Below are 12,130 nucleotides of genomic sequence, written 5' to 3'. Positions count from 1 at the left end.
AGAAGCTTCCCCGCAACGAGTGCCGGGCCGCCGCTCCGCTCAGAAGAACTGCTGCCGGAGCCATGGAAGGAAGTCTCTATCCCATCATGAAACAAAATCTGTGTTGGCAGCGGCAAAGGAGCCGCTCTTGTCACCGGTCAGATGACGTTCATTCCTCATTCCTTGAAGAACTTCTCTGCGCCGGCATTCATATCGAGGGACATGCCCTTCATGGCGCCCTCTTTCGTGATGAGCTTGCCGACGGAATGTGCTGCCTGGAGGCGGTCAAGGTTCGTGAAGAGCGCCTTGGCAATTTCATAACCCAGCTTATCGTCCACCTTATCGGATGCAACGAGCATAGCCATGACCGAGATGGTCGGGACATCCTCATCAAAGCCGGCATACGTGCCAGCCGGTACCGTCGTCTTCGTGTAGAACGGATACTTGGCAATCAAAGCATCAGCCTTGTCCGCATCCACAGGCAGCAGGCGAATCTTGTTCTGCGAAGCAATATCCTGTACGGAGGAAGTCGGATAGCCAGCCGTCAGGAATGCGGCATCGACGTTGCCATCCTTGAGGGCGCTGGCGCCTTCCGCAAAGGACAGGTACTGGACATCGATATCGTCATAGGTGATGCCATATGCCTCGAGGATCTGGCGGGCATTGGCCTCTGCACCGGAGCCTGCCGCACCGACAGCTACGCGCTTGCCCTTGAGGTCCGCGATGCTCTTGATACCGGCCTTATCAAGCGTGACAAACTGGCAGGTTTCCGGGTACAGCGTCGCGATGCCGCGGATATTGTCGACCTTCTTGTCCTTGAACATCTCCGTGCCGTGAACGGCATAATACGTGATATCATTCTGGACAATGGCCAGGTCGACAGAACCATCCTTGAGCATGTTGATGTTCGCCACCGTGGCGCCGGTACTCTGCGCACTGGCGTTCATGCCTTCAATATCCTTGTTGAGGATTTCCGCCATCGCACCGCCAATCGGATAGTACGTACCAGCCGTACCGCCCGTGGCGATATTGAGGAATTTCTTCTGTGAACTTTCGCTGCCACAGCCTGCAAGCATGGCAACACTGAGGACTGCTATGATACCCACAGCCAACATTTTGGTGAATGCATGTAACTTCATCGAAAACGCCCCCACTCTCATACAAACATGTATTAACAAATATATTACGTATAAGAGTATAACATAGATTATATACAGTAATCAAGCCATTGAAAAAGAATACATGTAATTATGTAATGTTTATCTGTATACAAAACACAAAAGGAGCCTTATCCCTTCTGCGGGAAAAGGCTCCTTTGCCTGAAAACCGATGGCTGCACAGCTTTTCCTGTGCGGCTCATGAATGTCATCAGCCGATCTTGGCCGTATGGATGACCTCGTAGCCCTTGGCCTCAATCTTCTTCTTCACGTCATCGACATCGGGAATATCGCCGCGGACGACGATTTCATACTTGCCGTACGGCTGACGGCAGGTCACGAGGCTGTCGATAGAAAGGCCGCACTCTGTGAAGATGCCGGCAATATCGTGAACGACGCCGATCTTGTTGTCGACGAGCAGCGTCAGGCGCGTCTTGCCCTCCTGCAGGCCCATGACATCAACAAACGTCTTGAAGATATCCGTCTCCGTGATGACGCCCACAACCGTGCCGACTTTAGAGACAACCGGCAGACCGCCGATTTTATGCTTGTACATGATGAGCGCCGCTTCCTCGATGGTGGCGTCCTCATCGACCGAAATGACCGGTGTCTGCATGACATCCGAGATCTTGAGCTTTGCGAGGAGCGACCGCTCCTCATAGCGCGAGAGCGTCGTGGCCGGCGACGGCATCACGCGCATGAGGTCCTTGTCGGAAAGGAAGCCCACGAGCTTGCCATTCTCCACGACCGGCAGGCGGCGGAAATGCCCCTTCCGCATCGCGGAAGCCGCTTCGTCCACTGTCGTATCCGGCGTTACCGTCACCGGGTTCTTCGCCATGCGATTTGCTACAAACATCACTTCATCCCCCTTACATCCTTTGCCTGTGCTTTGCCGAAATACTTCGCTGCCAGCACGGGAAAATCCTGCCATGACTGCGGATCAGCCACCCAGATAAGCCTTGCGGACATCCTCGCTCGCAGCGAGTTCCTGCGCTGCACCGGACAGGGTAATGCGTCCCGTCTCGAGCACATACGCGCGGTTGGCAATCGAAAGCGCCATATTCGCATTCTGCTCAACGAGCAATACGGTCGTGCCGCTCTTGTTGATGTCCTCGATGATGTGGAAGATTTCCTTGATGAGCAGCGGCGCGAGCCCCATGGAGGGCTCATCGAGCAGCAGGAGCTTCGGACGGCTCATGAGCGCACGGCCCATCGCGAGCATCTGCTGCTCGCCGCCTGACAGCGTGCCGGCCGACTGATTCCTGCGTTCCGCAAGGCGCGGGAAGAGCTCAAAAACCGTCTTGAGATCCTTTTGGATGCCTGCCTTGTCCTTGCGTACAAAGGCACCGAGATCCAGATTCTCCATGACGGTCATCTCCGCAAAGACGCGGCGTCCTTCCGGCACCTGCGAGATGCCCTCGCGGACAATCTGATGAGCCGGCACGCCGGCGATATTCTTCCCCATGAACGTGATGGAGCCGTTCTTCGGCTTCAGGAGGCCCGAGATTGTGCGCAGTGTCGTCGACTTGCCGGCGCCGTTGGCACCGATGAGCGTCACGATCTCGCCCTGATTGACCTCGAGGCTGATGCCCTTGAGTGCATGGATGGCACCGTAGTATACATCGATGTTATCTATTTTCAGCATAGGTTCTGCCATATACATACCTGCTTTCCGTACTTTTCACCTGATGGACGGCGTCATTCGCCGCCCAGATAAGCCCGGATGACCTCCGGATTCTGCTTGATCTCGTCCGGCGTCCCCTGCGCGATGACCTCGCCGTACTCCAGCACATAGATGCGCTCGCAGATGCCCATGACGAGACTCATATCATGCTCGATGAGCAGGATGGTCAGGCCGAATTCATGGCGGATCCAGCGGATCATATCCATGAGTTCCTTCGTCTCCTGCGGGTTCATGCCGGCAGCCGGCTCGTCAAGCAGCAGGAGCTTCGGCTTGGCCGCGAGTGCGCGGGCGATCTCGAGGCGGCGCTGTGCACCGTACGGGAGGTTCTTCGCCACTTCATTCGCTTTATCCTCCAGATGGAAAATCTTGAGCAGTTTAAAGCTCTCCTCCTCGATGGCCTCCTCCTCGCGGAAGTAGCGCCCGATGCGCAGCACGGATTCAATCAGTCCGTATTTGACATGGTAATGGAAGGCAATCTTGACATTCTCCAAGACCGTGAGCTCAGAGAACAGGCGGATGTTCTGGAAGGTACGCGCGATGCCGCGCTGCGTGACCTGGTACGGCTTGAGGCCGACGATGCTCCTGCCCTCGAAGGAAATGTTGCCCGAGGTCGGCTGATAAACGCCGGTCAGCATGTTGAACACAGTCGTCTTGCCCGCGCCGTTCGGCCCGATGAGGCCGACGAGCTCGCCGCGGTTGAGACGCAGATTGAAGTCAGACACAGCCTTGAGGCCGCCGAAAACCTCCGAAACGTTTTCGGCGAGCAGGATTTCATTCATATCACTCATGCGGCGTGCCTCCTTTCTTGAAGATACGGCGGAAGATGCCCATATTCGTGACTTCCATGTAGCCGAAGAGGCCCTGCGGACGATAGAACATCAGAAGAATCAGCGCGATGGCGTAGATAATCATGCGGAACTCCGGCCAGCTCGCAAGGGCCGCCGAAATGAACGTGACGACGAAAGCACCGGCAATCGAGCCCGTGATTGAGCCGAGACCGCCCATGACAACCATGATGAGGTAATTGAAGGTCTGCATGAAGGTGAATGATGACGGACTGATGATATAGAAGCAGTGCGCGAAGAGTCCGCCCGCCACACCGGCAAACGCCGCGCCGATCGTAAAGGCCATGACCTTGTACTTTGTCGTATTGACGCCCATGGATTCTGCCGCGATCTCATTCTCGCGGATGGCCAGGCAGGCGCGGCCATGGTTTGAGTTGACGAAGTTCTTGATGAAGAACAGCGTGAACAGCATGATGAAGAATACCCAGGCAAACGTCGTGTTGTGCGGGATGCCCTTGAAGCCGGCTGCACCGCCGACATACTGGATGTTCATGATGACGATGCGGATGATCTCGCCGAGGCCGAGCGTCGCGATGGCCAGATAATCGCCGCGCAGGCGCAGGGTCGGAATGCCGACGAGGAAGCCCAGGAAGCCGGCTGCAATGCCGCCGGCAATCAGCGCGAGGCCGAACGGCACATGGAAATTCGTCGTGAGCACGACGCCGACGTAGGCACCGACGGCCATGAAGCCGGCGTGGCCGAGTGAGAACTGGCCCGTATAGCCATTGATGAGGTTGAGGCTCGCGGCCAGGATGATGTTGATGCCGATGATGAGCAGGTTGAGCTGCCAGAAGGAACTCAGGATGCGTTCCGTGATCATTCCCTGCAGCACGGCAAACAGAACCAGGGAAAGGGCGAGCATGATCAGATCATTTTTACGTAAGTACTTCATATGCTCCCCTCCTTACACTTTTTCTTTCGTGTTCTTGCCGAAGATGCCCGTCGGGCGGACCAGGAGCACGAGGATCAGGATGGCGAAAGCCGCGGCATCGCGGAACGTCGAGGAGATGAAGCCCGAGACGAACGCTTCGACGACGCCGAGAATCAAACCGCCGACCACGGCGCCCGGCAGGATGCCGATGCCGCCGAGGACAGCCGCGACAAAGGCCTTGAGGCCCGGCATGATGCCCATGAGCGGATCGATGGAATTGTAGTAGATGCCGACGAGGACACCGGCGACAGCTGCGAGCGCCGAACCAATGCCGAACGTAATCGAGATGATGCGGTCCGAATTGATGCCCATGAGCTCGGCCGTCTCCGTATCGAAGGAGGCTGCGCGCATGGCTTTGCCCGTCTTCGTCCGCTGGACGATGTACGTCAGGATGACCATGAGAACGGCCGTGATGCCGAGGATCAGCATCTGCTGACCGTTGATGACGATGCCGCCGAGGGAATCGATCGTCACGGCGACATCGCCGAACATCGCGGGGAACGTGCGCGGCGTCGGCGAAACGAAATACATCGTCGTGTACTCCAGGAAGAACGAGACGCCGATGGCCGTGATGAGCACGGAGATGCGCGGTGCATGGCGCAGCGGCTTATAGGCCAGCCGCTCGACCAGCATGCCGAGCGCGCCCGTAACGACGAGCGAGATGAGCAGTGACGGCACGATTGAGAGATGTGCCTGTGTGATGGCAAAGAAACCGATGTAAGCGCCCACCATGTAGATATCGCCATGGGCGAAGTTGATGAGCTTGATAATACCGTAAATCATCGTATAGCCTAACGCAATGAGGGCGTAGATGCTCCCGAGCGATATGCCGTTGATGAGCTGCTGCAAGACTTGATGCAAGACTTCCATAGAGAGCTCCTTCCATACAGATGGCAAGAGGCCGCATTCCTGCGGCCCCCTTCTATTCGCTGTTCCTTACTCTTCCGGCATGATCTTGGCAACCATTACGCGATCGCCATTCTTGTTCTCCAGGATGACGGCCTGCTTGATCGGGTTGTGGTTCTTGTCCATCGTGATGGTACCCGTACCGACCTTGAGGTCCTTCGTCTCCTCGAGAGCCTTCTGGATCTTCTCCGGATCTGCGCTGCCTGCACGCTTGATGGCATCGGCAAGCATCTTGCCGGCATCATAGCCGAGAGCAGCGAATACATTCGGCATATGACCGTACTTCTTCTGGAATGCTTCCACGAACGGTTTTACGGATTCATCCTTATCGGAGTAATGAGTGCTGAAATACGTGTTGTTCAGGGCATCGGCACCGGCAATATCCGTTACTTTCGAATCATCCCAGCCATCCGTGCCGAGGATCGGGCTCGTGATACCGAGCTCGCGGGCCTGTTTGACGATCTTGCCGACCTCTTCATAATAAGCCGGAACGAAGATGACATCGGCATTCGCCGTCTTGATCTTCGTCAGCGTGGCCTTGAAATCCTGGTCCTTGGCGAGGAAGGCTTCTTCCATGACGACTTTGCCGCCGGCAGCCTCAAACTTCTCCTTGAAGACCTTGCCGAGGCTCTTGGAGTAATCCGTGCTGTTGTCGACGTAGATGACAGCCGTCTTGGCCTTGAGGTTCTCGATGGCAAACTTCGCCATGACCGTGCCCTGCTGCGGGTCGATGAAGCAGCTGCGGAACACGAACGGCTTAACCTGACCATTCTCTACCGTGACATCCGGGCTCGTGGCATCCGGCGCGATGATGGGGACCTTGTTATCCGTCGCCACCTGAGACTCGGCAATGACGTTAGCCGTGACAGCCGGGCCTACGAGAACCGAAACCTTATCGTCCGAGATCAGCTTCGTTGCCGCATTGACGGCCTCAGAAGCCTCTGACTTGTTGTCGGCCGTGACGAGCGTGATCTTCTTGCCGTCCACACCGCCGGCATCGTTGATCTCGTCGATGGCGAGCTTCAAGCCGTCGAGTGTCGCACTGCCGTAGTTGGCGACGTTGCCGGTCATCTCGAAGTTCGCACCGACTTTGATCTCATTGCTATCCGATTGGCTGCCGCAGCCTGCCAGCACGCCGCCCATCAGCATCGTGCCGATGAACACGCTGGCGAGTTTCAAGCTTTTCTTGCTGAAATTCATACGGATTCCTCCCTTTTGCTTTCCCAAATCTCTATTGCATTTCCATGCGATGCATTCATTATAGTTTACACCTTTACAATAGTCAATAGCTTGTATTAAAAAATTGCACCGATACGCCTATTTTGTTTTTCTAAAACGGACTTTCCTCGTATTCCATGCGAACTTGTATCGTTGAAACGGAAAAAATATATGAAAAGTACGCGAATTAAAGCATAAGTTTACAATTTAACTGTATACTCGTACAGTCTCGCACATGCAAAAGAGCACGGCCAAACGCCGTGCTCCATTCCGTAAGGGAATCAATCCCTTATATATACTTCCAGATCTTGTCTACCAAAGCTCAATGCTTCTTCATGTGTGTCGAATGCCACATCGATGCGGTTTCCCTGGATGGCCCAGCCGATATCTTCAGCTACAGCCTCCCCGTAACCGGGGATATAGACATGTGTCCCGAGCGGGATCACACTGGGATCCACTGCGATGACCCCGTAGCGAACGCGTGTCCCCGAGGCTGTATAGCTCGAATTGCCAGGGTCTTCGGCACTGTAGGCCGTCGCGTTCACATAGATCACGCGGCTGCCGCCGCGGCTCGCCAGGCCCTCTTCGGGACCGTCGTATTCCTCGCCGCCCGAAAGCACCCAATACGTGCCGTTGCCGCAGATGCCATCCGTATCCAGCCCATTGGCCTTCTGGAACGCCTTGATGGCGGCCACTGTCCTGGCGCCGCAAATGCCGTCAGCACTGTCATCGAGCCAGCCCTGCTCGATGAGCAGCGTCTGCACCCGGCGCACAGCCTGACCACGCGAGCCCTGTTTGACGAGAATCGAAGAAGCGAATGCTTCTGTCGTAAAGGAGAGCAGGGTAAGGGTCACCAGAAGAACCATGGAAAAAAACCATCGATTATGCAAGTGAAAACACCTCTCTCTGAATATCCACTCAAAAGCACATCTATCTATGACATATCTACTCCATCATTTTACCATAACAGACAAGCGTCCGTCAAAAAGGCCTATTTTACGAGATGGAGCCCCGTCGGCTGGGAAGGCGGCTCTTGAGGGCTTTCCTCCTGTATGGACTCAGAAGACTGTGGGGACTGACTCTTGCGCCCATGGTAGCAGACGTTCAGCAGGATGCCCATCGACGCCATCGTGACGATCAGGGATGAACCGCCGTAACTGATGAACGGCAGCGGGACACCGACGACCGGGAAGGCGCCGCTGACCATGAAGAGATTGCCGACAGCCTGGCCGACGACGAGCAGCATGATGCCAATGGTCAGGATCTGCCCATAGAGATCCTGGGCACGGCTTGCGATGTAATAGCAGCAGATGGTCAGCAGGAAGAACATCAGGATGACCATGAAGACGCCGATGTAGCCATGCTCCTGGGCGAAGATGGCAAAGGCGAAGTCCGTGTGGGCCTCCGGCAGGTATTCATACTTGCTGACGCCCGTGCCGAGCCCCATTCCCCAGAAACCGCCCGAGCCGATAGTCGACATGGACTGGACCGCCTGATAGCCTACGCCCTGCGCATCGCTCCAGGGGTCATACGTTACGCGCACACGCTCCAGGCGATAGGGCTGCGAGGCAATCAGGGTGGGGATCACGACGAGAGCGCCGAGCAGCAGGAATTTGAGATATTTCCACGGAATGCCGACAGTAAAGGCCATGAGAAACGGCACACCAAAGACGATGCAGGCCGTGCCCATGTCCGGCTCAAGCTCGACGAGTCCTGCCACGACGGCCATCAGGATGTACGGGCCGCTCCAGACCTTGATGGTCCTTCCTGCCTTGACCTGAACCGAAAGGTAGTTGGCCGCCACGAAGATGCCGAGAAGCTTGGCGAACTCAGCTGGCTGGAAACTGAAGCCACCGACGGACAGCCAGCGCCGTGCACCATTGACCACATTTCCCAGGAACAAGACGGCTATCAGAGAAGCAACGACAAACGCCAAGAACCAGGGCAGCCATTTGCGCCAGCGGTGATAATTGATCCGGCTGCAGACAAAGCAGATGGGGATGCCGATGAGCAGCCAGATGACATGGCGAAGCAGGAAATAATACGGATTGCTGTATTCCGTAGCCGCCTTGACAAAGCTCGAGCTGAACACATTGATGGTTCCCAGCAGGAGCAGCACGGCCATGATCACAATAACCGGTTCTGCCTCGTTGCTCCAGAGGGTTTTCCGGATACGCATCAAAAAGCCTCCTTATGAGAAGTCAATCAAAGATGACTTCGCAGCGATTGATCTTCTCGCCGAAGCCGCTGAACTTGCGTTCGTATTCCGTCATGATATTGTCCGGACGGTCTTCCGCGTGCAGGTCAAAGGAAACATCCTGGACGCGCAGGCCGGCCTCCTCGAACTGCTCCAGCGAAAAATCAAAGAGCGGGCGATTGTCGGTCTTGAAGTGCAGCTCTCCGCCTTTCTTGAGGAGCTGACGGTATTTCTCGAGGAAGCCGACATGCGTGAGACGGCGCTTCGCATGGCGCTTCTTCGGCCAGGGATCACAGAAATTGATGTAGAAGCGGTCTACCTCGCCCGGTGCAAAGATATCCTCGATGTGATTGATGTCAAAGACCAGCAGGCGAACATTCTTGAGTTCCTTTTCCGCGACCTTCTTCGCAGCAGAATACAGGACATCCTGCTGCATCTCAATGCCGATGTAATTGTTTTCCGGGTGACGTTCAGCCAGCTGGCTGATGAAATCGCCCTTGCCCGTGCCGAGCTCGACGTGGAGCGGGGCCTGGCGGCCAAAGATCTCCGCCCACTTGCCCTTCTTCTCCTCGCCGATTTCCTGGTCACGGCTCACGACAAAATCATCGAATTCATGGATGGCCTCATCGACCCATGGCTTTCTTCTTAAACGCACAGTCTGATCTCCTTATTTCTTCTCGAGATTGTATTTCTTCAGATAACGGTAGAGCGTCACGCGGCTGACATTCAGCAGGTTGGCGAGACGGCTGACATTGCCGCCCGCTGCCTGCCAGGCCTTGACGAATACATCCTTATCCTCTTTCCACTTGTTGTCCGGCTTCACATCACCCATGAGGCTGATGTCCTCGGGTGCGATGGTATCCTTCGTCGTATTGAAGAAGGCGTACTCCAGCACGCTCTGAAGCTGCTTGATGTTGCCCGGCCAGTCGTAATTGCGCAGGACATCGTCCGTCTCCTTGAGGATGCGTTTGGGCTTCATCTGATGCTGCTCGGCAAGCTCGGCGACGATGTGCTCGGCGAGCTTCGGGATGTCCTCGCGGCGGCTCCTGAGAGGCGGTACGCGCACGACGCTCTTCGAGACGATCTCGTAGAGTTCGGGGGCAAAGAGGCCGCGCTCCGTCAAGCGCTTGAGATCGCTGTCACAGGCCGCGATGATGCGCACATCGATATCGCGGTAGACGTTCTCGCCGATGCGGCGCGTCCTGCCCGTCTTGAGGGCATTGGCCAGCTCGACGGCGATGTTCTTCGGCATCTTCTCGATCTCATCGAGGAACAGCGTGCCGCCCGAAGCGAGCTCAAGGCGTCCCTGATGGCTGACCTCCGGACTCATCATGACGCCGAAGAGCTCCTGCTCGAGAAGCTCCGGCGTCGTATCGCCGCAGCGCAGCGAGATGAGCGGGCCTGCCGCACGCGGGCTGGCCTGATGGATGCCGTGTGCCATGCGCTGCTTGCCGGTCCCCGCCTCACCCTGGATGAGGATGTGGTGCTTGTTCTTGGCTACGCGGGCAGCCTTGGCGCGCACGCTGGCAAAGGTCGTGCCCTCGCCCACCATCGAACTCAGGCTGTATTTGGCCGTATAGCCTGCCGCATGGGCCACGAGCGTGCGCAGGTCCTCAATCGGCATCGATACGACGACCACCGATTCGACCGCGCGGTCGGCATCGCGCTCGAGCGGCACGACCGTCGTGATGTCCTCATACGTCTTCTTCGGCGTGATCCACGTCACTTCCTTGTTGTACGAAGGCACACCGTTGAAGCCCTTGTAGATGGGCGTATGCTGATAATTCATGATGACGTCGTTGAGATTGGACGTATACTTCTTGTCGCCGTCCTTCTTCGCACCGATGCCCTCGAGGCGCGTATGGCCGAGCTCGTTGGCGTAAGCCACCTCGCCGCCCGGCATGACGTGGTAGACGGCAAACGGCGTCGCGTCGAGGATGGCCTCTTCAGCCTTGATGCGAATGGACTCCGTCAGATGCTGCTCGAGTGCGTTCTTCATCGTATAGAGCAGCGCGATGATGGCATCCTGCGGCAGCGGCACCTGCTCCATCGACACCAGCGTGATGATGTAGTGGAATTCGCCGTTGACCTTGATGGGCGCCGAGCACGCATCACCGAGCTGGCACTCCTTGATCCACATCTCCGGACCGAACATCCAGAACGCCGTCTGATGTGCATAGGCCACGCTGATGCTCGACGTGCCCACATCCTCGATGCCGACGCGCACGCCCTCGATCTCGCCCGGCGTCATCTGGTAGAACGGCAGCGAATAGCTCTTGAGCACGCGGCATTCCGCATCGATGAGCAGCAGCGACAGATTGTACTCCTGGAAAAACTCACGGATTTCCTCGCTCAATTTGCCCAGATAGTCAATGGCATCCTGATGCTTCTTCTGCAGGGCGGCAAACTCCTCCTTTGCCATCTTGCGCGTCACGTCCATCGTCTTCGTGCCAATGCCGAGCTCCCTGCTCTTGAGCCACGATTCTGCCACCCAGGGATGCACGTTCGGGTCAAGCACTCCCTCTTCGACAAATTTCTTATAGTAGCCTTCCAGCTTGCTCCTGCTGCGATGTTCCCGGATCATAAAAATCCCTCCAACTCTTTTATTAGAACCACAAACGGTCTGCTTTGCGAAATATCGTATCTTTTATTTTAACAAGCATCGTTGACACCTGCAATTCTTTTTGCAAAAAAGTTTACAAAAATGTATAATATGGAGTGATTACATGTAAAGAAAGATAGGTGTACCGTTATGGCAAATCAGTACAAAAAATTGCAAAAAAAGCTGTATTCCCAGAAAAATTCGTCAAAAAAGACCCCCGAGCCCAAGGTTGGCAAGGATTACATGCTGTTGATTTTAATTATCTTCACTGTTTTTGTGGGGATTGCCGGCTGGTCGCAACTTGATGTCATGAATCGTTCCATGTACGCTTTGCTGACGATTTCACTGTCTCTGACTTATATCCGCCGTCACGCCAAGCTCAGTGAAACCATGCAAGTCATCGTGGAACGGACCAGTCTGGTTTGTCTTGGTTGTGCTGTTATAGTCTTTTTCGTTGTTCTGTATCAGCAGTTCTTCGGGTAAACAATACCTCCGCCTTCCCAACATGTCAAAAAGCTGTCACATCTTCCGGATGATGACAGCTTTTTTCATTCCATATTTTCCCAACAGAAAAAGGGGCTGTGACAAAATGTAAAATCATTTTGTCCACA

Annotated in this window: 12 protein-coding genes; 1 reads left to right on the top strand and 11 read right to left on the bottom strand. The window is 55.7% G+C overall.

Going from position 1 to position 12,130, the window contains the following annotated elements:
• Positions 1–155: 155 nt before the first annotated feature.
• The 11 genes from DWX75_RS04240 to DWX75_RS04190 all read right to left on the bottom strand — a co-directional run bounded on the left by DWX75_RS04240 (position 156) and on the right by DWX75_RS04190 (position 11,501).
• Positions 156–1,094 carry a TAXI family TRAP transporter solute-binding subunit gene (locus tag DWX75_RS04240; protein ID WP_369974331.1) on the bottom strand — a complete coding sequence of 313 codons (939 nt, stop codon included), beginning with the start codon at positions 1,092–1,094 and terminating at the stop codon, positions 156–158.
• A 253-nt stretch (positions 1,095–1,347) separates the two neighbouring features.
• Positions 1,348–1,992, bottom strand: a complete 645-nt coding sequence (locus DWX75_RS04235) for a CBS domain-containing protein (protein ID WP_118015096.1) — start codon at positions 1,990–1,992, stop codon at positions 1,348–1,350.
• Positions 1,993–2,076: 84 nt separating this feature from the next.
• Positions 2,077–2,781 carry an ABC transporter ATP-binding protein gene (locus tag DWX75_RS04230; protein WP_118015163.1) on the bottom strand — a complete coding sequence of 235 codons (705 nt, stop codon included), beginning with the start codon at positions 2,779–2,781 and terminating at the stop codon, positions 2,077–2,079.
• A 53-nt stretch (positions 2,782–2,834) separates the two neighbouring features.
• Positions 2,835–3,599 carry an ABC transporter ATP-binding protein gene (locus DWX75_RS04225; protein ID WP_118015162.1) on the bottom strand — a complete coding sequence of 255 codons (765 nt, stop codon included), beginning with the start codon at positions 3,597–3,599 and terminating at the stop codon, positions 2,835–2,837.
• Position 3,600: 1 nt separating this feature from the next.
• The gene (locus DWX75_RS04220; protein WP_118015095.1) at positions 3,601–4,557 is read right to left on the bottom strand and encodes a branched-chain amino acid ABC transporter permease; all 957 of its coding nucleotides are present in this window, start codon (positions 4,555–4,557) and stop codon (positions 3,601–3,603) included.
• 12 nt (positions 4,558–4,569) lie between these two features.
• Positions 4,570–5,466 carry a branched-chain amino acid ABC transporter permease gene (locus DWX75_RS04215; protein WP_118015094.1) on the bottom strand — a complete coding sequence of 299 codons (897 nt, stop codon included), beginning with the start codon at positions 5,464–5,466 and terminating at the stop codon, positions 4,570–4,572.
• A 66-nt stretch (positions 5,467–5,532) separates the two neighbouring features.
• Complete coding sequence (locus DWX75_RS04210; protein ID WP_118015093.1) at positions 5,533–6,702, bottom strand: ABC transporter substrate-binding protein; 1,170 nt, start codon at positions 6,700–6,702, stop codon at positions 5,533–5,535.
• A 299-nt stretch (positions 6,703–7,001) separates the two neighbouring features.
• The gene (locus tag DWX75_RS04205; protein WP_118015092.1) at positions 7,002–7,586 is read right to left on the bottom strand and encodes a 3D domain-containing protein; all 585 of its coding nucleotides are present in this window, start codon (positions 7,584–7,586) and stop codon (positions 7,002–7,004) included.
• A gap of 125 nt (positions 7,587–7,711) precedes the next feature.
• Positions 7,712–8,899 (bottom strand): putative lipid II flippase FtsW, encoded by a 1,188-nt coding sequence (gene ftsW, locus DWX75_RS04200; protein WP_118015091.1) that lies wholly within the window; start codon positions 8,897–8,899, stop codon positions 7,712–7,714.
• 22 nt (positions 8,900–8,921) lie between these two features.
• The gene (trmB, locus tag DWX75_RS04195) at positions 8,922–9,572 is read right to left on the bottom strand and encodes a tRNA (guanosine(46)-N7)-methyltransferase TrmB (RefSeq protein WP_118015090.1); all 651 of its coding nucleotides are present in this window, start codon (positions 9,570–9,572) and stop codon (positions 8,922–8,924) included.
• Between the two features lie 12 nt (positions 9,573–9,584).
• Positions 9,585–11,501 (bottom strand): sigma 54-interacting transcriptional regulator, encoded by a 1,917-nt coding sequence (locus DWX75_RS04190; RefSeq protein ID WP_118015089.1) that lies wholly within the window; start codon positions 11,499–11,501, stop codon positions 9,585–9,587.
• Between the two features lie 168 nt (positions 11,502–11,669).
• Between DWX75_RS04190 and DWX75_RS04185 the strand changes: the two genes are divergently transcribed.
• A complete protein-coding gene (locus DWX75_RS04185; RefSeq protein ID WP_118015088.1) occupies positions 11,670–12,002 on the top strand; it encodes a hypothetical protein in 333 nt (110 codons plus the stop codon).
• The last annotated feature ends 128 nt before the right edge of the window (positions 12,003–12,130 follow it).

Source organism: Mitsuokella sp. AF21-1AC (genome assembly GCF_003458855.1).
Lineage (GTDB): Bacteria > Bacillota > Negativicutes > Selenomonadales > Selenomonadaceae > Mitsuokella.
The sequence above is the reverse complement of the archived record's forward strand: the minus strand, read 5'-3'. Positions and strand labels throughout refer to the sequence as shown.